A 25587-nucleotide genomic window follows, 5' to 3' on the forward strand; every position below is an offset into this window, starting at 1 on the left:
CTCTCTTGTTCTCAATTTGACGTCGGCCTGGAATCGACGACCGTGACGAGGCCGAGTGCGGGATCCTGCATCGCTGTGAAGGTCGCGACCGCGCCATTCGCACGTGCCTGTTCCTGCAGGTCGGAAAGCCAGCGCTGGATCTGTTCGGTGGTGGCGTTGGATGGGACGGCGAAGCAACGCGTGCCGCCGGTGTCGATGATGTTGGTCGGGCACCGGATCTCGGCCATGACAAGCGAGCCGTCATGGTCCCTGGAATTTCCCCCGCCACTACCCCGCAAACCTGCCGATGACGATTGCAGGCCGGCCTGCAGACGCTGAAGGTATTGCTGGTTTGCAGCGATGGATTTTCCGACCAACTCGTTCCAGACCGAACCGCGCTCGATCTGTGCCTGCGTGTTGCGATCGACCGCCTTCTTCAGTTGCTCGCCGCAGCCGTTTCCGTAGCTCGCCGTCTCGGGCTCGGCCGTGCCCTCCATCGGGGCATGATCACCGTTCTGGGTCTTGTTACGGGCATAGTAGGCGGAGACTTTCTGGACGTAATCCTGCGTCTCCGGAATGTTGGGGATTTGACCGTTCTGCAGCGACTGCCGATATGGACCGGCATTGTAGCCGGCGGCAATCAGGTCATAGCGGTCACCGAACATCCCCTGGAGTTGCTTGATGTATTTGACGCCGCCTCGAATATTGTCACGGGTGTCGTAGGGGTTGACGCCGAGCTGCACGGCGGTGCCCGGCATCAGTTGCATGACACCGGTGGCGCCGACCGCCGACCGCGCCGACTGGCGGAAACGCGATTCCTGCTCGGCGATCGCCATCGCGAAATTCGGATCGACACCCTGTCGGATCGCCTCCTGTTGGACCATGCTGGCAACCTCCTGCTGGCTCGGCGTCCGGGACGATGGCGCCGCGGGCGCGGTGTCTCCCCCCATGCCGTCGGCCGAGCAATCGGCCGGCGCGCCCGAGCCCTGACCGGGGGCGACACTATCAGTCGTTCCGCCCGAGGCGCCTTTGACCTTGCGAGTATCGGCCTGATAGGACTGATACCAGTTCTCGGTGGCCTGCTGGATCTTCTGGCGCGCCTGGTCGATGACCGGGACCTGCGCATGGCTTGTGCCGACGGGAAAGACGAGAGCCAAGGCCAAAACGCCGGCCGCGGCTCCCTCAAGGTGCTTTGCGTTCTTCATCGACCGTCACCCCATCCCAGTCGCAGAACTTTGAGAGCCAGTTCTTTGGATCGTCGCCGTACTCGTCGAGCAACATCTCGACTTCGCGCACCGTCTCCTCGCGGCCCGAGAGCACCTTGATGAACTCCGGCATGTGGGACATGTCGACGCGAGCGATTACGCTGCTCTTTGCCTGCTTGATCAGCATGAAACGCGAACTCGGATCGCCGTTCTTGACCCAGTCGAATTCCGCCCGCAAGAGGCCGAAGTGCTCCATGTAGGAGTGTTCGTCAGCCTTCGGATTGGCAAAGAAGATGTTGGTCGACGTCTGTTCGATAATTGTCCGGCTGACGCTCGAACGCACGACATCGTCGGCCGACTGCGTGCCGAAGATGACAAGACCATTTCGCTTTCTGATGGTCTTGAAATAGTCCTTCATGGTGCGTTTGAATTCGTCGTCATCGAGCAGCTTCCAGGCTTCGTCCATCAGGTTGATGATCGGCGCCTTGCCGTCATAGATCGCGTCCAGACGGTGGAACATGTAGAGAAGGGCTGCGGTGCGCACCGTTGGATCGTCGAGGATCGACGTCATGTCGAAGCCGATCATCGGTCGCGAGATATCGAGATTGTCGGCGGCGTTGTCGAAGAGCCAAGCGTAGGGTCCCTTGTCGACCCATTTTTCGAGCCGGGCAATCAGGCTGCCCTCGGTCCGCTCGCTGCCGGCGAGCAATGCCCTCAGCGACGAAAGACGACGATACGACCTGTCCTTCGTCTTGAGGACCGACTTGATCGCATTGCGGATGATCGCCTCTTCCTGCGGGGTCAGGCTTTCGCCGTCCTTTGATGGCTTCAGCATGAAGCTTAGGAGCCCGTAAAGGAAAACGCGGTTTTCCTCGGTGTCGTCGAGCAGCAGCGGATTCCATCCCGACGGCTGGCCGGGCTCCAGCGACATGTAGGTTCCGCCCGCCGCCCGTACCATGATGTCGAGACCACGGTCCTTGTCGAAGACGATTGTCTTCAGACGCGGACTGACGCGATAGGCCTGCAGGATCAGGAAGGCCATGATGACGGTCTTGCCGGAACCGGTCGGACCGAAGACGGTCGTGTGCCCGACGTCGCCCTGGTGGAAGTTGAAGAAGAAGGGCGTGCCTGAGGTCGTCTCGAAGATCGTGATTGCCGGCCCCCAGTGGTTGCCGTCAGGTTTGCCGTAGGGATAGGCGTGAAAGCTGCTCAAGCCGGCACAATTCAGCGTAGAGATCAGCGCGCGTCGTGCGATATAGGCCTGATTGCCTGGCAGTTGCGCCCAGTAGGCTGGCTCCGCATTCAGATCTTCGCGGACATAGGAGGCGCCGAGCGCGCCAAGTTCGTTGCCGATCAAGGCAACGGCATCATCAAGCTGGGCGGTGGTTTTCGCGACCGGCATCACGGTGAGATGATGCTCGGTGAAGGCAACACGCTTGCGGGCAAGTTCGTCCCGGGCGATGTCGAGATTGGCCTGGACGCTCGATCCGCCTTCGTCAGCCTTCGACATCTGTCGGTCCAGCCGCTCGATCCGGCTTCGCGCCGCCATATCGTCGACAAAGGACATCGACTGGGTCAGCACAAGCTCGAATGGCAGCTTGAGGACATAGTCGAGCATGCCGGCTCCGGTCTCTGGCGGATATTCCTTGAGCGAAACCATCGCCGCATAACGATCGTCGTCCGGTATGTCGCCCTGTAGGTGGATGATGCGATTGCCGATCGACGTCCTGCGGGCCGGCAGCATCTCGTCGATCGGGATGTTCCCAAGACGGATCGGTCGGACGCGTCCGCCGTTCAGCAGTGTGTAGAAGAACTCACATTGTTCGGAGAACCAGACTTTGCGGGCAACCTCGTCGACCATCATGTCTTCGGAGACGTCGCGGAAGACTTTTCTGTTATCGCCGAGGTCAGCTTGTACGCGTTGCACGTCGCGAAGGACCTTCGGCCCATAGACGGAAAGCGATTTCTCCAGCGCTCGCGTTGCCTCTACTAGCTTGTCGCGCATAGCGCGGAACTGTTCCTTGCGCACGATCGTGCCGCCCGCGCCCATCAGGCGGGAGAGCGCGGATCCCTTCCGGAACATTGGGCGTACGACCAGCGAGACATAAGTGTCGTTCACGAACATCTCGTTCTTCGAGATGCTCGACTGATAGACGTGATCGAGACGCGCCATAAACGGATCGGCGAAGGCTGACGGCAACGACGGCGCAACCTTACGTCTGATCACATGGGTATAAAGTGCGAAGCTGCCGATCGAGGAGATCGCACGGAAGGCGGCGTTGCGCTGCCGCTGCAACATGTTGATCGTTTCGATATCGGCCGTCTCGAAGGAAAAGCCGGTGAGCTTTAGGGTCGAGACGAGGCAGTCGTTCTTCAGGCGGATGATGCCGTTTTCGATCGGAACGTAGAAAGGAACATGCGTCGCGACATTGCGGTCCGCAAAGATCTCCCAACCCTTCGACAGACTGCCTTTCAGCGATCTCGCCATCGTGTTCATCGCTTATACCCCGTAGGTTCTGACGCCGCCACCGAGCTTTCGGCCAAGAGGGTTGACACCGCACATGCTGAGACGTCCGACGATCTCGAAAAACCAAAGATCGAGCTTGACTGTGAGGACGTAGAGAATGCTGTGGAGGACCACGAAGGAGACCGGGAACCAGAGAATGGATCCGAGAATCATGAAGGCCATCAAAGAGACGAAGCACTCGGCCAGGAAATAGGTGTAGGGTATTCCCATGACCGTCGGCGGGCGCGTCAGCGCCAAGATCACGGGATAGGACTCGATGTACTCGTCGCCACCGCCGGCGGTGTTGCCTGCTCCAGCCATGGTTCAAGATCCACTACCGGCCAGGAAGTCGACGAGTTCGGCGGAGGCATACATGCCGGCAAGGCTTCCTCCAACCCGAAGCAGCGCTCCCCAAGACCAATAGCCGAAGGCTGCGGCGAGAAACATGCCGATGAAGGCGATCGCCCCCACGGAGCGACCGAACGGGCCGACAAAGAACTGCACCAGCCGATCCGCGGCGTTTTGCAAGGCATCGAGGTTCTGCGCCGCCGCCGGCTCGTACTGGCTGACGAGCAAGATAAGGCTGGCCGCAAGCACGATGGCGGCATTGCCACCCCATTTGCGCCGGGCCAAAGCGGACCAGGCAACACTGCCATAGAGAACGGCTGTCTGAACTACCAACGCGATGGGATTCATTGAAACACCTCTTCCTTGACAATTTTGACCGGCCCGCCGGCGTCTTTCCGCCGCTCCTCACGCTGAGGACGGACGTCTGGCGGGAACGGGGTTGCAGCTGAGAAAACAAGCATGGGGGATTTGGCCCGCTCGGCAGGCCCGGTGCGGCGCTTCGACCTGGGCACGAACTCCGACGGCGGGCCGGCTTGGGGGATGGTCGGACCAGCCGCTGTGCCGGTGTAGTATCCGACGACACGCGTGACATAGTCGGCGGTCTCGCGGATCAATGGCAGGGAATGGCGAAGGTCGACGTTCGGCTCGCCAGCATTGTAGGCTGCGGCGACCAGCACAGGATTTCTGTACTTGGCGATCAAGACACGGAGAAATCGCGTGCCGGCGCGGATGTTCTGTTCGGGATCGGTCAGATCGGTCGCACCGAAGGCTTCGCCGATCCGGGGCATGACTTGCATCAAACCGATGGCGCCGGCGGAGCTCACCAGGTCTGGATCGAACGCGGCATTTTCGGCCCGCATGACCGAAAGCACCCAGTTCGGATCAACCTCCTCCTTGCCGGCGACCGTCAATGCCAGTTTGGCATAGTCCGTGGGGATGCCGGATAAAAGATCGGGTCGGGCCTGTGTGGCCGGTGCGCTGACATCTTCATGAGGCTCGATTGGCGCCTCGGCAAGACCGGGAAGAGAAGCCCGGTCAAGTGAGTAGACGCCCACCAGCGAACGCACCGCGCGCTCGCGCCGCGCATTCGTGCTTCCAGCCGCTTCCCTGGGCGATCGCTCAACACCGTCATCAAACCCTCCAATGAAATCCAACGGGCGAACGCTGGCGCGAAGCGCATCTTCAGTAAACGGCCCGCTAAATCGCTCGTTGAAGCTGTCAGGATCGATCATCGGCACATCCTGTGGCGAAGCAATAAAGGCAGAGGACGCGGGATTTGGCGGCAGGGCCGCGATATTGCCCGCCTTCAGCTCCATCCCGCTGGGATGATCGACCTGTGTCGATACTCCCGAGGCGATGTGACCGCCGTTGTCATCTGGGCCGGAGGCAAAACCGGTGAGGAGAAGAGCCGACGTTCCGGCGATCCACAGCGCGCTCCGCGACCATGTCTTGTGCGGTCTCTTCACAGGCGAAAGCGGGATGCGATCCATGGCAGAACCAATGCAAACTTATACTGCGGTATAAGAATTTGAACTGCATTCGGCTGCGGAAATCAACCCTAAAGTTTAACGGGAGTATAATTATAGCGTAGCTGGGCTACGTCAGGAGGAGAGCTTCCTGAAGAAATTCAGTCCTTTAGCCGCGACCATTTATCCGGGGTCCAGCGATACTGAAGCTGTTCGCGGTCTCCCAAAATGCGAGCAAGACGGACCGCGGTACCGCCCTTGACCAATACCGAACCGGCTTCAGCGCCTGAGGTCCCGACAGAGATTCGGCACACGAAGTTTGGCAATTCCCTCTTTATCCTCGCCACTGGATAGCAGGACTCGATCTGGTAGCGTTCGCCGTCGCCGGCAATCGACAGGCCCCTCTCCTGGACCGGGCCAAGACGCTGGCCTCCGAAGTCGGTGCCATACTCGAGTTGGCACTCGACGATGTTGCTGGAATAGGCTTTGCAGGCTGCGAGGCTCAGATACGCAAACGGCGCTGGCGGCTGTGGCCGCGACCGCTCAACCTGGTGACCACATCCTGCCAGCACCGCCATCGCCGCGAGAGATCCGAAGAGCTTCGTGAAAGTCCGCATAGTGTTGCTTTCTAGCTTGCCTGCCGATAGCCGGCATGTTCGAGGGCTTCGAGAAAAAGGTCGCGGGCAAGCCCGCAATAGGGTGACGATGCCTGAGCCAAGTGAAGCTGGGTGAGCACCAGTCCGAGATCGAAAATAGTTGTTACGACGTCCTTCAGGTCATCGTTGAAGGCGTCCCGCAACATCTCGCGACCATCGTGGCCTTTGACCACGATGGCGTAGTCGTCACGCGCAATGCTATGCCAGAGCTCGATCGTGCCGGTTTCGCCGATCGCGCTTTCTGTGTCGCAGATGAGCAGGAGCGCATAATCCGGATCGCGCATAGCGCCTTCCTCTATCGAGGTCTCCCCACGAAATTCCGTCAGCACCGCGTCAGAGGCAAAGAGCATCAAGCGCTCGTTCACCAGAAGGCGCTTCTGGCCAAGCCCAACAAAGCCGTTCATGACGGCGGAGCGGATTGCAGCGGGTGGAAGGTTTTCTGCGCAGTGTTCGCAAATGGAGGTCAGTTTGCCGTTCAGGAAAGCGAAGGTACTATGGAAGCGGTTGACGACGGATCGCTCGACATGTTCGGTCTGACCGCCCAGTGCCTCAACGAATGCGAAAGCATCAAGTGGTCTGCGGGGCTTCGCCAGTATATCGCTTTCCGACACGGACCCTGCGTCCCCGACCAGGCTCGAAGGGCCGACCACGACGGCGGCAGACCGCGTCTGTGCACCACAACCTGGGCAGTCCGCTGAGAACGGCACTTTGTACCATTCTTTCGTCAGGAGGGATCGATTGTGTATCAGAGCCAAATCCGATTGTTGATTGAACGGTCTGTTGCCCGCCCCGCTGGATTGATCAAATGGTATACTTATACTCTAGTATAAGTATCAGCGACGGATGGTTTGCTCAAGCGGGAAAAGCTGAAACGTCCCCGGCCGAGTGGGATTGATACCGCTTCAAGGATGCCGAGGGATGATCTAAATCGGCGGTTCCCTAGCCGCCATCGGGAGTGGATCGACGCGTCCCCCAAAAGCGTAAGCTGGCTCGAAAATATCGCTTCACATCGTCCGCCCGGATACGGATTTGTTCGCTATCCGGCGACTGCCCCGCATTGATGTCCACATATTCGCTTCGATCATAGGCCCATAGCCTTGGAGCTGCAGAGCGTAGCTTGATGCTCGTCCGGCCATCGCCGTGACGCACGACATTTGCCACCAGAAAGGCCTCGATCAAATCCAGCGCAACGTCATCTGGACCGCCATCTACGCCGACTTCCCGAAGGCAGTCAGTGAGCAATGCCTCGAAACCCTGAGTGCGCACATCAAGGAGCCGCGCGTGCCCGAAAAGGTGAAGCGCCCAGTGACGCAGTTGGCGCTCGAACAGACCGGCGGTCGTCAGTACGAAGGCTTTGGCGGCCTCGTTGCGCGTGTGGGCGTCGACTTGCGCAGCCGTTCTGTCGAGAAAGACGTCGATTGTATCGACATCACCGAATTCCAGCGGCGGCGGTTCAGGGAGATTGTCAAAAGCCGGCGCCACAACACGCTCATAAAAGCGGAAGAGATTCGCCTGAAATATTCGCGGCAGTTCCTCTTTGGGATGAATCATAGCTTTGTTGATCAAGGATGTGGGGGTTGCTTGCGTCCCTGTCTCTCCTTGATCTGACGTATCTCGGCGAGCTGACCCTTGAGGACGTCTAGCGCATCGGTCTCGTCTTTCGACAGATTCTCTAAAGGAACATGGCGCAGTAGCACCTCCAGCGCATCGCCAAGCCGCCCGATTTGCCGGCCATAGCTGCCTACCTCGTCCAGGATGGTCTGCTCTGTCTGGGGCGCGGGTGTCGAACCCAGATCGATGTTGATGAATCCGAACTGTGCTCCCTGCTGGTAAAGCGTCCATGGATTGATGGCTTGCCAAAGCTTCTCCGGCGCCACCGCAAAGCTGAAGGATTTCATGATGAAGCCCTCGTGGTTGAAGGCGGCAGTGTAAATGAAGGATGGATGTCTGGCGACGGCGCTTATTGATCAATTTCCACCAACTAAATGGCCTGATCCGGCCATCCAACTCGATAAAAGCCGGCAACTATTGTTTTCCAGAGCGTTCCCATGTTGCGAAAGCAAACGTGGCACTACTCGCACGTGACCCGCGGAAAACGCGGCGATAACCGGTCCGCCGATCCGCCGTATCACTCGTTGTTCATGGCGACGATTTTCTCTTTCGCTCATTCCCGCATTGCGCGAGATCGCTTTTGAGATAATCACGGAAGAAGTCGTTCGCGGATACGCTCGTTCGCGGAATCGCAAATATCATCATTCGCACAACAACCGATCCGCCCATCCACCAATTCGCCGACGCGCGGATTTGCCGGATCGTGAGATCGCCGATTCATCTATCTGCGCGTCGAGCTATTCACTCATTGCGCGCTGCGCTTACTCGCAGATCTGGTTATTCACCTATTCGCGCGCTCACCGATCCGCATAGCGGGGGAACCAACCTTTCGCCTTATCGCCGAAACGCTCACACGTGCATTCGCTGATTAGAGCCCTTCACGACCGGGCGGTCTGCCCTCCCCCCTCCTCCCCTTTCCGAATCTATGAGCATTGCCGCCGGACATCATTCTCGGCCACGCTGTCAATCGAAAGCGGCTGCGGTCGGGCTCGCCGCGGTAGTCGCCCCTCGGGCGAAACGGCTAACGGTATACCGTTAGCCTATCCTGCCATCTCTCATCAAACCGGCCTGGCCATTGTGCCCGACGCGCCGATGCTGTTGCGAGTCGTCAGACGAAGCAATAGCGATCACAGGCTCATGGCCTGTGATCCGCGGCGGAGGAACAGCACGATGGCCAGGCCGGTTTGATGAGAGATGCTGAAGCGAGCCGTCGGCGCGAAGTGCCGGGATGTCCGTGACCGGAGGGAGCGGACATCGATGGCATATGAGCGACGAACCGGCGAGCGCACCGCAGGAGAGGAGGATCGCCTGAAGTGGATGCCCGAAACATGAGGGCGCAGCGTAAGGTGATCCTCCGCTCCGTGTTGTTTGGGGAAGTCGCGGCAGCGTCCGTCTACCGGCCCGAAAGGCCGGGCGGGTCTTGACCCGCACTCCAGGGAGAGGGGAGCTTGAGGGGAGAGGCGGCAAGTCTCTCCCCTCAAGAGCGCGCGCAGGCTCGATGCCTGCAGAGCGGTCAAGCCTAGGAAGAGGTGAGAGACGGAGACGTCCGTCTCTCACCGGCGCATCAATCGTAGACGACGCGTGCGATGCTGATATCGATGCCCGCCTGGCTGCGGATGGCACGGATGATTGGGGCGAGCGTGCCGAGTTCGGCATCGGTGAGGTCGACAAGGCGCGGATAGCTGATCTCGACGCCGTCGCAATCGGCCGACAGCGCATAGTGCCATTCGCCGCCGTTCACACGGTACTCGTTTGTGTCGAAGTCGATTTCGAGGTCGTCGAGCAAGGTGATCCGGTAACGCGCAAAGCATTCCTCTTCGCCATGAAGCTGGAAAGCGGCGATGCCTTCCTCATCCGTCTCGCTGGCGACTTGGCGCTCCAGCGCCATGATAGATCGCAGCCGCGCAATTGCCGCTGCCAGCCCCTCGGCGAGCCCGTCATGCAGTTCCAATAGGAATTCATCCTCGCAAGCCAAGCGATTTGCAAGCACGATAAGCCTGAAGCCCGCGAGCACTGCGAGCTGATGGACGTAGTAGCAGTCATCGGACATTGTAGTGTCTCCTTTCTGTCTTTGACGAAAGGAGCCCGCACCGTAGCCGCGAGGGGTCAGGGATCGCGGACCGCGACCGCCAGCGGCGGCAAGCGGAGGAACCGATTTTCCGGCGATGGCCCGAAGGGACGGCGGCTGAAAATTGGAGGGGGCCGCGCAGTCCTTGACGCCGGAGTGGCGGGTGCACAATGGGACGTCAGAGAGAGAGAGAACCACGGCCCCCCAGGCGCCGTGTCCTTATCCGGCGTCCAGCCGGCCATGGAGTCTATCCTCAGCCACCATCGCGGAGACTTCGCGCCGCCGGTGCGGCAGTTGCGAGAGGGGCGTAACCCGAATGGGCGGAGACCGCTTACGGGCTCCGTGAGCGACGGCGAATAGCACCGTCCGCCGCAGGCGGCTCGCCCGGATCATCAGCCGCCAACCCATCATCAGCAGGAATCAATCGAGATCTACCGATTCAAATATGTCGTTGGACGCCGAGTCCGCCTTGCCCGATTCTCCGTTTCATGATTGCGCAACGCTACCAGCTCTATGTCGAACGCATCGACGCCAAGAAAAACATGGCCCGCTACTATGCCATGTCGATCGAGCCAAACCTGTTCGGCGAGGCCTGTCTCATCCGCCGATGGGGTCGTATCGGCGCAAGAGGCCAAAGGCGGGAGCATCATTTCGCACGGGAGGAAGAGGCGGTCAGGCTCTTCCTTCAGCTTTTGCGAAAGAGACGGTCGCGCGGATACAGGCCGAAACTGCTCATCGGGCAAGATGCATCGAGTGATCGATAGCAAAGGGAGTCCCCGTGGGGGCTGATGACATCTTCGTGTCGATGGTATGGGCTCAAAGTGCAGTGGTGAATCCGACCGCTTCCGCCCTTCCCGCTCTGGCACCTGCTGATGGCGAAGCGAGGCTTCGGCCCTGAAGCGCCGGTCGATCCGGCGCGACAGGCCAGGCGGCATGGCAAAAGTCACCCTTAGAAGGGTGGCTCGGCGTCGATTGCGCCCTCCTGCTCTGCGGTGATCACCGCCAGCTCGGCGCGAGCCAGCTCCAGTTCGATTTCGATCTCGCGGCGCTCGACCGGGTCGATTGCTTCGCGCAGTTCGAGGCGAAGCTCTTCAATGTGTTGTTCCAAAAGCATCGTCGTCTCCTTGACCTTTGTGAAAGACGACGCGCGCGGTCATGGGGGCGTGGCGGGGTCAGGGATCGCGGAACGCGACCGCCAGCGGCGGCGAGTGGGGGTGCCGATTTTGTCGGAGTGCAGGGAACCGGAGCGGAGGCAAAATTGGGGGCACCGCTCGTCCTTGAGGCCGCCACGCCCCCATGACATCCTCGGACGGACTGAGCAGACATTTCCTCTCCGTATAGCACCCGAACGCGAGGACGGGCTCGATGCCCGTCATCGGGTTACTGATATGTGATCAGGTGAATAACTGTGGAGATCCCGGGCTTTCCGCGCCATTTGCCGCAGCGTGTCAATGACAGGTCCGGTCGGCAATGGCAGGGATTCTGCGTCTGAAACGATGCGGAGAAGAAAATGACCACAACCAATGAAATCGCCGACAAGATTGCAAGCGAGCATGGCCTCACCAAGGTTCAGGGAAAAGCCATTGTTGAGGCAGTGATCGCCTCGATCACCCAGGCGGCCGTGGCCGGCAACGAGACGTCGCTGCCCGGCTTCGGTAAGTTCAAGGTGAAGGCGACACCGGAGCGCGAAGCGCGCAACCCTGCGACCGGCGCGACGATCAAGGTTGCCGCGGCGAAGAAGCTGGCGTTCACGCCAGCGAAGGCCCTGAAGGTTGCACTGAACAAGTGATCTTCTCCTCATGGCAAAAAAATAGCCCGGCGCCGTGCCGGGCTATGTTCGTTTTCGGTTTGCGTCAGCGGGCGAATGCCCGCTCAAGAAGATCCTGGATGATCGTGTCGCTGACCGTGTGATGCGCTTCGCGGGCGTGGTCGTCCAGCAGCTTGTGAAGAATGCCGGATGCCAAGGGTATGAAGTCGAAACCGCGTGCGACTGCTGCGGTACGTAGTTGCGTCAGTGTTTCGAACTCCCGGAAGTCCGTGCCAAGCCAGAGTTCAAGATCCTCGCCACCAGCGTCCGAAAATGCCTGGAGGAAGAACGTCTGAAGCGGGCGGTCGTAGCCAATGGTAGCGTCTGGATCGGCGTAGCGGGATGCGGTCCTGGTGACGGTAATTGTGTAGCGGCTCATGGCGGCCTCCTTTAGAATGGGGGACGCCGGCCCCGAAATCGGGGCCGGCGGTCCGGTTCAGGCCGGGCTGTTCCAGAGGATGACCTTCTTGCCGGGCTCGCCGCCGGGCGCCGGGGCGACGTTGCCGAAGATCACGCCGATTTCGGGCGCTTCGAGCTTCGTGGAGATGTATTCTTCGCCGGTCTGGCGGGAGATGCGGTTCCAGCCTGCGCCGATCTCAAAGCCGGTCTTGCGGTGGATGATGCGGTAGTCCGGGGCTTCTTCGCTCGCCTTGTTGGCGTTCGGGACGATGGCGATCGGGGCGTTGACCCGGATGGTGGCGAAGACGCCTTCGAGAGTGCCGTCGGTCTTTTCGGTGAGGGTTGCGATCGTGGTAGCCATGGGATTGTCTCCTTCGTTGCATCGGGACCATTCCCGATGGCGCCCGAAGAAGGGGCCTCGCCGCAGGCGTCACCGGAGCGTGAGCGAAGGGGAACCCCTTGCGGGTTGACGCTGATCGCGGCCGGTCCCTTAGAAAGGCGACATGAAGAACGGGAATGGTCCTTGATTGCGACGTCGGCAGGAGACCTCGTCTTGGCTGCCCTTTGCGGACCCGCCGAGTGCCGCGCTCGTGGCATGCGTCGGTGGGGGGCGGGTCAACGGACGCTAGCCGTCCACCCATCGGACGCGATGCGAGAGATCAGCACCGTCCTAATCCCATCCTCGTCATCAGAGACGGCTTCGGTCGGCGTGACACTCGAATTGTCGGCCTTCCTCTGACGCGACTGCAGTTGTGCGGAGCAGGATCGCATGACTGATGTGATTTTCGGGGATGCCGCCCCCGGGGTGCATCGATGGTGAAGCATCGAGATCGATCGTGAACAGTTCGCCACCGGCGGGCCGATTACGCAATCGTAGCCGCATCGATAGAGAGCGCCAAAGATCCGCCATGGCGGAGACGCGTTTTCGGGAGGGCGGCAGGGATCAAGAAGGAGAAGAAGCCGCATGAAGCGGCGGCAAGTCTCAATCGAGACGGTTGACCCGGCCGGTTCGTCCGCGCGTCTCGGCAAACAGGCCGGCGATTTTCACCATGAAGGATTTGCTGAAGCGGCCGAGGATTTGCTGATCGGGCTCGATGTACCACGAGCGCTCGAGGATATCGTAGTTGTACTCGTCGACCATGATCCAGCACTGCTTGAGATCGCCTAAGCCCGCGCGCTTGCGCTCGATGTCCGGGATCTCCAGTGCGGCCCGACCCGTCTGCGGCGGTTGGGTGGTGATGGCGAGAAGCGCCAGGTGCGTGTTTCCGTCGGCCGCGCTTCGGATGGCGATGACGACACAGACCGGGCGCTGCTTGCGACCTTCGGTCTCTCCGCGTTGCTGCTGCCAGGCCCAGAGATAGGGATAGGAGATGACCTCGCCGGGGTGGAATTCACGGCTCATCATCGTAACCTTCGCCACGCGCCAGCCGATCGAGCGCCTCATCGAACAGTGCTGCATGCTCGTCGGGCATTTCCGAGATATGATAGGCGCGGCGCGGGTCGCCGCCGGTGCGCATGCGCTCATAGTGATCGTAGCTCATCAGCACAAAGCGCGGCTTCTTGTGACGGGTGAGCACGACCGGCTCGCGGCTTGCCGCATCGGTAATATCTCCGATTTGTTTATTCAAGTCGCCTGTCGTGAACTGCTTCATGGCTGTGGTCTCCGGTACGATTCTCCATATAATCCAATTTTCCCATGTTTTCCATCTTTTCCATCTTTCGAGGAAAACGGCGCTCACGTGCCGTCTCCTGATGCCTGCCAGACCGGGATGCCGAGCCGGCGTGCCTTGTCGGCGAGATTGCCGGTGATGCCGTTTCCGGGAAAGACGATCAATCCCGCGGGCATGACCGAGAGCATCTCGTCGTTGCGCCGGAACGGGGCGGCTTTGGCGTGCTTGGTCCAGTTGGGCTTGAAGGTGATCTGCGTGACCTTCCGAGCCTCCGCCCAGCAGGCGGCGATACGTTCAGAACCTTTCGGCGAACCGCCATGCAGCAACACCATGTCGGGATGCTTGGCATGCGCCTGATCGAGCTTGGCCCAGATCCGCTCATGGTCGTTATAGTCCATGCCGCCGGAGAACGCGATCTTGGTGCCGGCGGGGATCAGCACCTCGGTTTCGGCGCGCCGGCGCGCGGAGAGGAAGTCCCGGCTATCGATCATCGCCGCCGTCATGTTAGCGTGGTTGACCTTCGAGCCGGTGCGCGGCCGCCAGGACGAGCCGGTCTGCCCCTCGAACAGATCGGCCGCGTAGTCGCGCATGAACTCGAAGCTATTTCTACGTTCCAAGAGCGTGATGCCTTCGGCGATGAGGCGTTCCAGTTCGACACTCTTCACTTCCGAGCCGTCCTGCTCGCGCTGGCCGGTGCGCTGCGCTTCCTCATTGCGGTCGAGCTCGCGCTGGATGCGCTCGCCGGCGCGATGGAAGAGATTGGGGATCGACCAGAACAGGTCTTCGAGATCGGGCTCCAGCCGGGTGTCGCCGAGCATTTCGGTGAAGGCATCGAAGATCGCGGTGATCGATGACTGGACCTGCGGCTCCTCCGGCAATGGCCGTGGATCGGGCTCGTCCTGGAAGGGGCGATAGCCGAAGATCTGCATCTCGTAGATGAAGCGGTCGGTCGGGGAGGAAGCGTGATGGGGCTCGAAGCCGTCGTCGGCGTGAAGGATAAGGTCCATGATGGTCTCCGTTCGGTGGGCCGCGCCTCTCGCGGCCTGACGGCGAACCCGGGTCACGCGGGCCGAGGCCGGAACCGCAAGCGAAGCGTAGCGGCCCAGCGTAGCGCCGGGCGGCGGAGGGAGGGTTTCTTGATCCGCGAGGAGCGCTGGCGAAGCCAGCGCGGGGAAGAAACTCGACCGACCCGCTGAAGGCCGGAGGCCCGCGTGGTAAGGGTCGCCTCTCGGCAGGCCCGCGGGCGCGCGTCAATACGAAAGCCGGCGCCGTGGACCGTCCTTCGCCACGCCACCGGCCCGCCCCACCCGCCTGCCCTTCCCGCCAACCTCATCAGGGCAGGAAGTCCATCGCATCTTCCGGAGTGAGTTGAAGCCGCAGGCTTCCTGTCAGCCGGTCCGGACCCAACCGGCGCAGATCCTCGTTGAAGTCGCCGAGTTCCGGCGACAGCACCAACGGCAGGATCCCGTGCGCCTGCGCTCGTCGGCTCAATCCCTCGATCCCATGGCGGCCGGCCGCATCCGCGTCGGCCGCGATATAGATACGCCGGCATCCGGGTGGGAAGTGGAAGCCCGCGAGATGATTGGCCGTCAGGGCGGCGACCATCGGCATGCCGGGCATCACATGCGACAAGGACAGCATGGTTTCGAGACCCTCGCCCGCCGCCAGGACCGGTACAGGATCGGTGACGGGAAAGCGGAAACGGACGCCATTGCCGAGCAGCCTGCCGAGTGCGCGACGGGGATCGTCCACCTTGGCCTTGCCGACGCCGTCAGGATCGAGCCAGCTGCGATGCACTCCTGTGATCGCGCCGGCGGCGTCGGTCACGGCGGCAATCAGAGCCGGATAGCTGCTCGTCTGGCCGGTGACGAAATCGCGATAGTAGCAGGACGGATGAAAGCGCAATGCCGGATGGGTGGATGCCCGTAGGATGCCGCGCTCGCGCAAATAGGAGTCGGCAAGCGTGCCAGCCAGAGGCTTCGTCATACGAAACAGACGACCGGCCCGCTCAGCAGAAGGCCGTTTGACCGGCGCAGAATTGCGGGCGTCCGCCGTGCGAGACGACACCGGCTCTAGCCGAGGAACGCTAAGGAACTGGCGCGCCTCCTCGGCAACATCCCGGAAATCGACAAGACCGCAGGTCTCACGAACGAGATCGAGCAGATCACCGAACTGGCCGGTCGCCGCGTCCGTCCAGCGGCCGGCCCGCGGGCCGATCAGATGCACGTAAAGAGATCGGCCTTTGTTGTTGCCGACATCGCCGACGAGCCAGTAGTTGCCGGCCCGGCGGCCGGCGGAGAGGTAGTGGCGGCAGACCGCCTCCGCGTCTTGCGCGAGACGGCCCGCCAGATCGGAGGCGGAGAGCATGGCAGACCTCCGTCACGACCGGCGCGCGACATCGACAAGACGATGACGCTGCATCATCCTCGAAAGAATGGCCGCACCCTCGTTTGTCACCGGCACGAAGAAACGCAGCTTCCAATTGATCATCTCGGAGAACAGACCGATCGACCTCAGCCAGTCGCGCATCCCGTCGGTAAAGCCGGTCAGTTCGACGCGGTACTCGTTCATGACGCGCACGCGGCGGAGCGTCATGTCGCCGGCAAGCCCGATGATCGAGGAACCATCGACCACCGATGCCCAGGCCTGGTCCGGCGCGATCACCGTGGTCTGATCGATCCCGAAGTTGCGGCAGAGGCCGGTGAGCCGATCCGGAGCGATGACCCGGCCGACGATCCGCTCGCCGTCATCGGTCTGCAGTCGCCGCACCCGGCAAAAGTCCTGCGGCAGCAATTTCCAGATCGGCAGCAACAACCCGCTAACGATGTGCATCGTCCACGTCGAGAGTTCCGGCACGGCAGCGACCTCGGCATCCCAGGCTTCCGCGAAGGCCCGTTCGTCGGTTTCCTGCCAGTTGGTCTCTTCGAGCTGCCGGACTTCGAAGCGCAGCTCGTCCATCGGCCGGATCAGCGCCACGCGCGGCTGAATGGAGCCGTCGTCCAGCATGATCGAGCGGGTCGGGACCATCACGGCAGGTCGCCCGGATTTGCCGTTGATCATCAGCTTGGCGCGTGGATCCTGCTGCACAAGACTCTGAACATCTTTGAGCTGCATCGGTGCATTGCGGTCCCTACGCTCGATCGTCAGGAGATGCGACTGCGCACCGGTGACCGGATGCGAGTAGATCAGTCGGCGCTCAGTGACCATCATGCTGTCGGCGATGATCGTTTCCAGGCCCTTGTCGTAGACCCCGGCCGCGATCGCCCCCTCGATGCGGGCGGCAAGCAACTGCTCGAAGGCCTCGAACAATACGTTCTGCATGGCGATCGTCAGCGCCAGCATGCGGTTGAGGAAGGTCTGGATCGGCGGCAGCTCGTCCTTCAGCCCGCCCTCCTCCGAGGTCAGCGATAGGCCAGTGATGCTTTCGAACTTGTCGAGTGAGCAGCCTTCGATCCTGCCGGCATGCAGCAGTCCATAGAACTGCCGCAGTGCATCGCGGGCATATTGCGATTCGAGATTGTCCTCGGACCGGAACATGCCCTGCCCGCCGGTTTGGCGCTGGCCGCGGGTGATGGCGCCGAGCGTGTCGAGGCGGCGGGCGATGGTCGAGAGAAAGCGCCGTTCCGCCTTAACGTTCGTGGCAATCATCCGAAATTTCGGGGGCTGTTTCTGGTTGGTGCGGTGGCTGCGCCCGAGACCCTGGATCGCCACGTCGGCGCGCCATCCGGCTTCCAGAAGGTTGTGAAGACGCAGGCGCTGGTTTTTGGCGGCAAGATCCGCGTGATAGGATCGGCCGGTTCCGCCGGCGTCGCTGAAGACGAGAATACCCTTCTCGTCGTCCATGAAGGCGCGGGCCTCGTCGAGATTGGCGTTGCCCGGCCGGTTCTGCACGGCATAGCGGGCGATGGAGCTGCTGTCCTCGCGACGGACGATGCGACGCGAGCGGCCGGTGATCTCGGCGACCTGGCTGGTGCCGAAGTGCTGGACGATCTGGTCGAGCGCGGTGGGGATCGCCGGCAGGCTGCCCAAGGTTTCGACCAGCTCGTCACGTCGCCGCTCGGCCTCCCGGCAGATCACCGGGTTGCCGTCCGCATCATGAACCGGCCGCGAGCTGAGATTGCCCTCGGCGTCGGAAAATTCCTCGAAGAGCTGCACGGGAAAGGAATGCATCAGGTAGTCGACCACATACTCCCGCGGAGTGACGTCCACCTGCAGATCGTCCCATTCCTCGGTGGGGATCTGCGCCAGCCGACGCTCGGTCAAAGCCGCTCCCGTCGAGACGAGCTGGACGATCACAGCGTGACCCTCGTTGAGATCTGCAGCGGTCGCTTTGATGAGGGCCGGCGTTTTCATTGAGGTCAAGAGGTGATTGAAGAAGCGCTGCTTCGAACTCTCGAAGGCCGAACGCGCGGCCGCCTTGGCGTTTTTGTTGAGCGTTCCGGATTTCCCAGTGATGCCCGACGCCTCCATGGCAGCGTCCAGATGATTGTGGATGACCTGGAACGCCTCAGCATAGGAATCGTAGATGCGGATCTGTTCCTCGGTGAGCTCGTGCTCGAGGAGCTCGTATTCGACGCCCTCAAAGGAGAGCGACCGCGATGCGTAGAGGCCCATAGCCTTCAAGTCTCTTGCGAGAACTTCCATGGCAGCGACACCACCATCTTCGATCGCGGCAATGAACTCGGAGCGCGTAGGAAATGGAAAGTCGCTGCTGCCCCACATACCGAGGCGCTCGGCATAGGCAAGGGATTCCACGTCAGTTGCACCGGTTGCCGAGACGTAGATGACGCGGGCGTCCGGAAGGGCGCGTTGCAGGCGCAGACCGGCCCTGCCCTGCTGCGATGCCGCTTTGTCGCCGCGCTCGGTCTTGCCGCCGGCAGCGTTGGCCATGGCGTGACCTTCATCGAAGACGATGACACCGTCAAAATCGTTCCCGAGCCAATCGATGATCTGCTGCACGCGCGATCGCTTGCCCTCGCGCTCATCGGTGCGCAGGGTTGCAAAGGTGGTGAAGAGGATGCCTTCCTCCAGCTTGATCGGCTTGCCCTGTCGAAAACGCGACAGCGGCGTCACGAGCAGCTTCTCTTGATCCAACGCGCCCCAGTCACGCTGGGCATCCTCGATCAGCTTGTCGGATTTTGAGATCCAAACATGGCGTCTGCGGCCCTTGAGCCAGTTGTCGAGAATGATCCCGGCGGCCTGGCGGCCCTTGCCGGCGCCTGTTCCGTCGCCGAGGAACCAGCCGCGACGGAAGCGAACGGCATATTCTGCATCGGATGCCACCGCCTTGAGATTGTCGAAGGAGGCATCGATGCTCCAGTGGCCGGCAAGATAACCGGAATGAGCTTCACCGGCATAGATGACGCTTTCGAGCTGGGCGTCGGAAAGATCACCGCTCACGACGACGCGCTTCGGCAGATGTGGACGATAGCACGGCTTTGGCGGAGCCACAGATGCCATCGCGACAGATTCGACCAGCCTGTCGGGATGCGGCTTCGCGTCGGGGATGTGGATCGACTGCAGCCGGTAGGGTTCGTAAATGCCGTCGGCAGCGTTTGCCTCATCTTTCGGCCCTGCATCGCGCAGTTCGTAGGAGAGTTGGATGATCTGGTCGTCGACGGGTGCAGGTCGTGCGATTGGTGAAGGCTGCGCCTGCCCGCCGACCGCGGAGCGATTCGACGGTGCGGCAACTGCTGCTGAACGCGTCGTGTCCGCGCGCGGGATACCGATGGAGAGTGCGCCGTTAGGGTTCGGCGCCGCCGTGGGCGCGCGGGGTGGAAGGCCGGCGATCCACGTCAGCAGTGTTTCCAAATCGTGCGCTCTGCCATTCGACGTCACCAGCTTCGAAGGATCGCGCGCCGGGATCTTGTCGATCACGATCAAGCGGGTCTCCATCGTCGTTCCATGCCGGGCGTAAATGCTGCCGTCGACCCCCGCGGTGAACAGCACCGTGCCCTGCCCCTCCACCCGCACGAAGGCATCGCGCCATGCGGGATTGTCAGGAGAAAGGCTGGAGCCGGTGATCGCGACGAGCCGGCCGCCGGGGGCAAGGCGGCCGAATGCAGACGTCAGGTGCCGCCAGGCAGCGTCGGCGACGCGACCTTCGACATGGACTCCGGCAGAGAATGGCGGGTTCATCAGTACGACAGTTGGTCGAATGGACCGGTCGAGGTAATCGTCGATATGCGCGGCATCATGTCGAGAGGCCGAAACACCGGGGAAAAGCTGTTGCAGAAGCGAGTGCCGAGCAGCCGCAAATTCGTTGAGCGCCAGGCGTGCGCCCGCGAGTTGTGCAAAGATCCCCAAGAGGCCGGTTCCAGCGGACGGTTCGAGAACCATGTCAGCGGCCGTGATGGCGGCAACACGGGACGCGACAAAAGCAAGCGGGATCGGTGTCGAGAACTGCTGCAGTGCCTGACTCTCCTCGGATCGACGTGTATGGGTCGGCAGAAGCCGGGCCACCTTGGTCAGCATCGCGAGCGTCGATTGGGGCGAATGGGTGGGGGAGACGATTGCGTGGAATTTGCGCAGGAACAGGACCTGGGCGATCTCGGTCGCCTCATATGCCTCCTTCCACAGCCAGAGGCCCTCGGCGTCGCTGCCGCCGAAAACGGCGGTCATAATTTGCCGCAGGTCAGCTGTGGCGAGGACTTTACCTTGCTCCAGAAGCGACGTGATCTGACCGGCAGCATCCATAAGTGCTTCAGCGCGGGTTCTGATATCAGGACGTGGAGAGGTGGAACCGGTTTGAGGATGCGAGATGATGTTCATCGAAGGATGCTCCAAGAGTGAGGGAAGAACAGCGGAGCCCAGCGTCCTGCCGAAGGTTCGGAAAGAGCGAAGTCGGGGCAGCCAGAGGGGATTGGGGATCGCCAGCTTGAACTGCCGACGATCGTCAGCGCCTAGATCGACGAGCCTACAATGAAGCCAGTCGAATCCTTAGGATCGGGCGGCAGGTAGGCGTGGTAAGGATTGCCGTCGGCGAAATGGCCGAATGGCGTGAAGACGTATTCGCCGTCACTGCGGCCGATGGCGCAGAGCACGTAACGCGGCTCGCGTGTAGCGGCATCGAGGCATTCCATGAGAGCAAGATTGCCATCGGACGCGGCGCGCAGCAGCGTGTCGAAGTTTGTGCGGGCATGATCGGGGATAGCCATTGCGGTGCTCCAGACAAATGAGGCCCGGCGCTTGACCGGGCTCTGGGATGACGATGATGGGGTTTTGAAGACGCGGATGGAGTCTGAGCCCGGCCGCGCCTGAAAATGGTCAGGCAGCGCTTTCGAGCAGCTTCTTGGCTTTGCCTTCGAGTTCGAGACGCGTGTCCTGATTGGTCTTGGTGCGCGCCAGCGCGGTGATGCCCTGCACGAAATCGAAGATCGATTCCGGCGGCCGGCCCTCCTCCGACAGCACCATCTCGATTACCTTTGTGGTTTCCCCTTTTGAGAAGCCGCGCCGACGCAGGAAGGTTTCGCGGTCGTCGTCCTTGCGGGCGACGATCTGCTCGCGCGCCGCCTTGATGCCGGCGATGAACGGAGCGGGCGAGGAATTGGCAAAGCTGGTCAGCGCGGGTGCTGCCTCATGCGCAAAGCGCTGGGCCGCGAACTTCGAATGGCGGATCGTGATCTCCTCGAAATTTTCCGTGCCCCACAGGTTGCGGTTGGCGCAGACCGCCCGCAGATAGAAAGAGGCGATGCCGAGGGTCTTCGATCCAACTTCCGAGTTCCAGGCATAGAAGCCGCGGAAATAGAGGTCGGGCTCACCATTTGGCAATCGCCCGGCTTCGATCGGATGGGTATCGTCGACCAGGAACAGGAAGACGTCGCGGTCGCTGGCATAAAGTGTTGTCGTATCCTTGGTGATGTCGACGAACGGATTGTGGGTCATCGTCGCCCAATCCAGGACACCCGGTACTTTCCACATCGTGTCGCCGGTGCCGTTGCCGGCGATCTTCATCACCGCCGACACGAGTTCATGATCCCAGATGCGACCGTATTCCGGTCCGGTCACCGCACGAAGTTCCAGCCGGCCATCGTCCATCTCGAGCGTCTTCACCAGTTCGGCGCGGTGATTGAGCAGGCCATGCTGGAGGTTGATCGCCGCAAGCGGCGCCGGCAGTTGCCGCATATAGTTGGCGGGTGCGCCAACGAGGCTGCAAAGCTGGCCGTAGCTCCAGTGGGTCGGTGCGATCGCTTGCCTCTGACCTGGAACGAGAAGCTCAAGCCGCTCCGCGTTGTCGCGCGTCGCTTCGACGCGGATCGCAGCACTCTCGATCGTTCGGGCATGGGCGCGCTCAGCCCGGGACCGGACGGTGTCGCAGAGATCGGTCAGTGACAGGAATCGTTCGTCATCGGGGCGCGAAAACCATTCCGACGAAACGCGGCCGATCCGCTCGCCGCGAGAGATATCGACCCTGAAGCCAGAGGAAGCGGGCCGGTTTGTGGAAGCAAGGGGGTTCATTGGATTGTCTCCATAGGACGAAACCCAGGCGCGGTGGCCGGGTGAGGTTGAGGGATGTCTGGGAAAGAAGAAGGATCAATCGGAAGCCAACCGGCGATGCGCCGATCGGATCGCCGCGAGCGCCGCCTGGAATTCGGCACTTCCGACCACGTCGGAAAAGTCCATCATTGTGGCGATGGACAGGCACGCGGCGTGGACCTCGTCGTCGGTCACCGCCTCGGGTGTTAAACCCCTATAGCTCGAGTCGACATCAAGCACTGCGCTGATTGCATCGCGCACACGATCCTCCTGCAGCCTGACCAGGACGTGGGAAAGCTTTGGTGGGTCGACCGGCTCTTCAGGATCCGGGTCGCCGGCGAGAATGGCTTCTCCTCGGGCGATCGCCCAGGCAGACCGGGCGAGCCAATCGGGCGACGGCGACCGGGCCGCTCGGACGTCATCCAACAGCATCTTCAAGAGTCCTAGCAGGATCTCGAAATGACGCGCCCGGCGCTGGACGGGTTCGTTGAATTGCTGGGGGATAGGGACCGGTGGACCCGCATAGGCCGCATGTGCACCATCCCAGATACCGGTGACATGAACTGGACCTGAGGAATCGAAGTCCTTCTCGGCGATATCCCAACCGTCATCCTCAATGGCGGCGCGGCACGCCGCGTCCAGTGTGTCGGCCGCATAGGTGCGATGCCGGAAGACCGGCAGGTGATAGGTGGTCTCAATGGTGAAGCCAGGCACATTTGCCTCCTGAAACGGAAAAGCCCGGCGCGGTGGCCGGGCTGTTTGCGAAGAAGACCCGACCGCAAAGGCGATCGGGTCGGGCTGATATGATCTCGAACCTATTCGGCGGCGGCGAGATGCTCGCCGTCGATCCCCCTCTCGGTATCGCCGGTGTCATCGCTCGATGTTGATGGCTCATCGAGCAGGAAGGCCGGCAGGTCCGGGGCTTCTGATACACTCTCGCCCTCGTCGGACCCGACGCAGGCATCATCGGCGACAGCGTCGGTTTGGTTGATGCCGTCCTCGACGGTCATGCGAAGCGGTTCCGGTACCCAGCCGCAGCCTGTCATCAGCCGCTCGGCCTCGCGGGCCATGTCGGTCTTCTTGAGATGGCCGATCAGTTCCGCCGCCTGGTCACCCTTGGCTTCTCGGACCGCCTGAAGGATGCGGGCCTTGGTGACACGGCCGAGATAATTGTCGGCGGTCGGCACCCAGCCGGCTTCCACCATATCGAAGCCGATCGAGCGGGCCAGTTGCTCGGCATGGGCGATCGCCCGGGTTCGCTTGTTCCAGGGCTCGATCACCGCGTTGACCGATAGTGCGGCGCAATGGGCAAACAGCGCGTGCCGGCTGACCTCGTCGAGCTTGATCAGGAAATCCCAAAGATCGTTCGGATCCTTGGGGAGATCCTGGCCCCAGGCCTCATGTCGCTGATCGATCTCCTTCGCCCAGGCCGTATCGCCGAGTCCGGGCGTCTGGCTGAAACGAGCGCTCTGCAGCGTCACCTCCAGGCATGAGTCCGAGCCGTAGACGTAGAAGGTCTTCAGGACGAAGGCGTGCAGGACGGCGACAAAGGCGATGACAGGATCGTTCGCGAGCGCATTGCGCAAAGTGATCGTCCGAACTGCCGTGAGATCGAGAACCAGGCGATCGGGAAGTGGCTTGATCGTTTCGTCCTCGTCGTCCGGTTGGGTGCCTTCCCCGCCAGCGGCGCCGGTTACCGGGAGAGCACTGTCATGACCGTCGTGATCGTCACCGATATCATCCGTCGGATCAGTCTCATCCTTCGGTTCGTCCTCGGGCCGCACGAAGCCTCGCTCGATCTTGAGCTCCCCGCCAGCGCCGAGCGAGACGAAGACGCCGCCGCGGGCGACCTCCTGCGGATCGAACACGTAGGGACGATCATTGAGCCGGTCGAGCTCGCGGCCGAGTTCCTCGAGCTTCTGTTCGGTCGCTTCCGAGTACTCATCTGCCTCCGAATATTCTGCGTCGAGCTTGTCGTATTCGGCACGGGTAGCGTCATAGCGTGCCAGTTCATCATCAGTCATTTCGGCCGGCTCGCCGTAGAAGCGGCGCAGGCCGGATGTGTGGCCGTAGGGAAAATCGAAGGCCGCTTCGACCCATTTCCAACCCTCGCTCATTTGGATCACCTCGGCGTCAGCCTTGAGCTTTTCCATCACAAGCTGTTCAAGCAGAGCCGGGTCCTGCAGCCATCCGCCCTGATCCTGCTCGAACAGGTCGCGCATGGTTACACCGCCCGCGGCTTCGTAAGCTTCGATGCCGACATAGACGGCGCGGCGGTCGCTGGCGCGGATGGCGGTTTCGGTCAGCAGCCGGCGGATGTAATAGGGTTCACGGCTATGCGAGCGCGAGACCGTATCCCAGACCTGCTCCTGGCGAACATGATCGTTGGTGATCGAGAACACCATGATCTGCTCGAGCGTCATCTCGTCTTCGGCATAAAGATCGAGAAGCCGCGGTGAGACCGACGCCAGACGCAGGCGTTGCCTGACGGTGGCAACGGAGACGAAGAAGCGTGCGGCGATCTCCTCCTCACCAAGCCCCCGCTCGCGCAGGGTCTGGAAGGCGCGGAACTGATCGAGCGGATGCAAGGATACCCGCTGGACGTTTTCCGCGAGCGAGTCCTCGACTTCAAGCGTTTCGCCTTTGCTCACGATGCAGGGAACGCCTGCGGTTTTGGCCAGCCGCTTTTGAGCGACCAATCGCTCGAGGGCGCGGTAACGGCGGCCGCCAGCCGGAATGCGATATATTCCGGTCTCGTTGCCATCGCCGTCGAGCTCGGGACGGACGTTGAGGCTGGTGAGCAGACCGCGATGCGCGATATCTTCCGCCAGGTCCTCGATTGAAACACCTGCCTTGATCTTGCGGACGTTCTGCTGGCTGAGCACCAGCTTGTTGAAGGGAATATCCCGGGCTGCACTGAGGGTGATTTTGGATGTGGCCTGAGCCATGTCGTTTCTCCATGGCGGACCGGCCGGAACCTCTCTCCAGCCTCCTAACCCGCCACAAATCCCCTTCCCTCCTCTCCCTCTCCCCTCCTCTCCCCGCTACGCATGGTGTCTGCTCGCCGCGCGAAGCTTCTCCTGCGGCAGGCGTAAGTGGCCACCGACGATTGCTAACCGGTCGCTACATTCGTGACGGAGGCCCGAAATGAAGATGAAGGTCGTCGAGCTTCCGCTTTGCCGGCAGCCGCGCTCTAAGTAAGAAGCCGACCTCCCCTTCGCTTCCTAAAACGGATCTCGCAAAGTTCGGGCCGCCGTGCAGGGATGTTTTGACGGACACAGCGGACTCCACATGACTCGTCTTCGTCGCCACACGACATTTCGCAAACGTCCGTTTTTAGCGGACATTTTTTCAAATTTCTAAAGCGCACTTGCCCCGTACTTTATTCCATGCAATT

24 protein-coding genes are annotated in these 25587 nt (G+C 61.5%); 2 read left to right on the forward strand and 22 right to left on the reverse strand.

Going from position 1 to position 25587, the window contains the following annotated elements; all coding sequences use genetic code 11:
- Nucleotides 1–11 precede the first annotated feature (11 nt).
- The 10 genes from AAE029_RS21915 to AAE029_RS21960 all read right to left on the reverse strand — a co-directional run bounded on the left by AAE029_RS21915 (nt 12) and on the right by AAE029_RS21960 (nt 9821).
- Entirely contained in the window at nt 12–1184 is a 1173-nt protein-coding gene (locus tag AAE029_RS21915; RefSeq protein WP_371075007.1) for a lytic transglycosylase domain-containing protein, read from the reverse strand.
- Nucleotides 1162–3681 carry a VirB4 family type IV secretion/conjugal transfer ATPase gene (locus tag AAE029_RS21920; RefSeq protein ID WP_371075008.1) on the reverse strand — a complete coding sequence of 840 codons (2520 nt, stop codon included), beginning with the start codon at nt 3679–3681 and terminating at the stop codon, nt 1162–1164. Before AAE029_RS21920 ends, AAE029_RS21915 begins: the two co-directional genes overlap by 23 nt.
- A gap of 3 nt (nt 3682–3684) precedes the next feature.
- On the reverse strand, nt 3685–4011 hold the full coding sequence (locus AAE029_RS21925) for a VirB3 family type IV secretion system protein (protein ID WP_371075009.1): 327 nt from the start codon (nt 4009–4011) through the stop codon (nt 3685–3687).
- A gap of 3 nt (nt 4012–4014) precedes the next feature.
- Nucleotides 4015–4386, reverse strand: coding sequence for a TrbC/VirB2 family protein (locus AAE029_RS21930; RefSeq protein WP_371075010.1), 372 nt, complete (start codon nt 4384–4386; stop codon nt 4015–4017).
- Nucleotides 4383–5528: a lytic transglycosylase domain-containing protein gene (locus AAE029_RS21935; protein ID WP_371075011.1), complete on the reverse strand. Its 1146-nt coding sequence runs from the start codon at nt 5526–5528 to the stop codon at nt 4383–4385. Before AAE029_RS21935 ends, AAE029_RS21930 begins: the two co-directional genes overlap by 4 nt.
- Nucleotides 5529–5665: 137 nt before the next feature.
- Complete coding sequence (locus AAE029_RS21940) at nt 5666–6121, reverse strand: hypothetical protein (RefSeq protein ID WP_371075012.1); 456 nt, start codon at nt 6119–6121, stop codon at nt 5666–5668.
- 11 nt (nt 6122–6132) lie between these two features.
- Nucleotides 6133–6771 carry a hypothetical protein gene (locus AAE029_RS21945; protein WP_371075013.1) on the reverse strand — a complete coding sequence of 213 codons (639 nt, stop codon included), beginning with the start codon at nt 6769–6771 and terminating at the stop codon, nt 6133–6135.
- Nucleotides 6772–7099: 328 nt separating this feature from the next.
- The gene (locus tag AAE029_RS21950; RefSeq protein WP_371075014.1) at nt 7100–7642 is read right to left on the reverse strand and encodes a hypothetical protein; all 543 of its coding nucleotides are present in this window, start codon (nt 7640–7642) and stop codon (nt 7100–7102) included.
- A gap of 80 nt (nt 7643–7722) precedes the next feature.
- Nucleotides 7723–8058, reverse strand: coding sequence for a hypothetical protein (locus AAE029_RS21955; protein WP_371075015.1), 336 nt, complete (start codon nt 8056–8058; stop codon nt 7723–7725).
- 1277 nt (nt 8059–9335) lie between these two features.
- Nucleotides 9336–9821: a hypothetical protein gene (locus AAE029_RS21960; RefSeq protein ID WP_371075016.1), complete on the reverse strand. Its 486-nt coding sequence runs from the start codon at nt 9819–9821 to the stop codon at nt 9336–9338.
- A 506-nt stretch (nt 9822–10327) separates the two neighbouring features.
- On the opposite strand from AAE029_RS21960, the gene AAE029_RS21965 reads away from it, so the two are divergent.
- The gene (locus tag AAE029_RS21965) at nt 10328–10603 is read left to right on the forward strand and encodes a WGR domain-containing protein (protein WP_371075017.1); all 276 of its coding nucleotides are present in this window, start codon (nt 10328–10330) and stop codon (nt 10601–10603) included.
- A 185-nt stretch (nt 10604–10788) separates the two neighbouring features.
- On the opposite strand, the gene AAE029_RS21970 is transcribed toward AAE029_RS21965, so the two are convergent.
- Nucleotides 10789–10953 carry a hypothetical protein gene (locus AAE029_RS21970; protein WP_167383835.1) on the reverse strand — a complete coding sequence of 55 codons (165 nt, stop codon included), beginning with the start codon at nt 10951–10953 and terminating at the stop codon, nt 10789–10791.
- Nucleotides 10954–11349: 396 nt separating this feature from the next.
- Between AAE029_RS21970 and AAE029_RS21975 the strand changes: the two genes are divergently transcribed.
- Entirely contained in the window at nt 11350–11628 is a 279-nt protein-coding gene (locus AAE029_RS21975; protein WP_371075018.1) for an HU family DNA-binding protein, read from the forward strand.
- Between the two features lie 64 nt (nt 11629–11692).
- Here the strand turns inward: AAE029_RS21975 and AAE029_RS21980 are convergent, their stop codons facing one another.
- From AAE029_RS21980 to AAE029_RS22030, 11 genes are all read right to left on the reverse strand, one after another.
- Nucleotides 11693–12025 (reverse strand): hypothetical protein, encoded by a 333-nt coding sequence (locus tag AAE029_RS21980; RefSeq protein WP_371075019.1) that lies wholly within the window; start codon nt 12023–12025, stop codon nt 11693–11695.
- A gap of 57 nt (nt 12026–12082) precedes the next feature.
- Nucleotides 12083–12406, reverse strand: a complete 324-nt coding sequence (locus tag AAE029_RS21985) for a DUF736 domain-containing protein (protein WP_371075020.1) — start codon at nt 12404–12406, stop codon at nt 12083–12085.
- A 621-nt stretch (nt 12407–13027) separates the two neighbouring features.
- On the reverse strand, nt 13028–13447 hold the full coding sequence (locus AAE029_RS21990) for a hypothetical protein (RefSeq protein WP_371075050.1): 420 nt from the start codon (nt 13445–13447) through the stop codon (nt 13028–13030).
- On the reverse strand, nt 13437–13697 hold the full coding sequence (locus AAE029_RS21995) for a type II toxin-antitoxin system Phd/YefM family antitoxin (RefSeq protein WP_371075021.1): 261 nt from the start codon (nt 13695–13697) through the stop codon (nt 13437–13439). The genes AAE029_RS21990 and AAE029_RS21995 overlap by 11 nt, the downstream gene beginning before the upstream one ends.
- Nucleotides 13698–13780: 83 nt before the next feature.
- Entirely contained in the window at nt 13781–14722 is a 942-nt protein-coding gene (locus tag AAE029_RS22000; protein WP_371075022.1) for a DUF2493 domain-containing protein, read from the reverse strand.
- A gap of 325 nt (nt 14723–15047) precedes the next feature.
- Complete coding sequence (locus AAE029_RS22005) at nt 15048–16082, reverse strand: toprim domain-containing protein (protein ID WP_371075023.1); 1035 nt, start codon at nt 16080–16082, stop codon at nt 15048–15050.
- Nucleotides 16083–16094: 12 nt separating this feature from the next.
- The gene (locus AAE029_RS22010; RefSeq protein WP_371075024.1) at nt 16095–20486 is read right to left on the reverse strand and encodes a strawberry notch-like NTP hydrolase domain-containing protein; all 4392 of its coding nucleotides are present in this window, start codon (nt 20484–20486) and stop codon (nt 16095–16097) included.
- 131 nt (nt 20487–20617) lie between these two features.
- Nucleotides 20618–20872, reverse strand: coding sequence for a DUF6117 family protein (locus tag AAE029_RS22015; RefSeq protein WP_371075025.1), 255 nt, complete (start codon nt 20870–20872; stop codon nt 20618–20620).
- 109 nt (nt 20873–20981) lie between these two features.
- Nucleotides 20982–22172 carry a DUF932 domain-containing protein gene (locus AAE029_RS22020; protein ID WP_371075026.1) on the reverse strand — a complete coding sequence of 397 codons (1191 nt, stop codon included), beginning with the start codon at nt 22170–22172 and terminating at the stop codon, nt 20982–20984.
- 75 nt (nt 22173–22247) lie between these two features.
- Nucleotides 22248–22904 carry a hypothetical protein gene (locus tag AAE029_RS22025; RefSeq protein ID WP_371075027.1) on the reverse strand — a complete coding sequence of 219 codons (657 nt, stop codon included), beginning with the start codon at nt 22902–22904 and terminating at the stop codon, nt 22248–22250.
- Between the two features lie 101 nt (nt 22905–23005).
- On the reverse strand, nt 23006–25138 hold the full coding sequence (locus tag AAE029_RS22030) for a ParB/RepB/Spo0J family partition protein (RefSeq protein WP_371075028.1): 2133 nt from the start codon (nt 25136–25138) through the stop codon (nt 23006–23008).
- Between the last annotated feature and the right edge of the window lie 449 nt (nt 25139–25587).

This window comes from Sinorhizobium sp. CB7 (genome assembly GCF_041357635.1).
Taxonomy (GTDB): domain Bacteria; phylum Pseudomonadota; class Alphaproteobacteria; order Rhizobiales; family Rhizobiaceae; genus Rhizobium.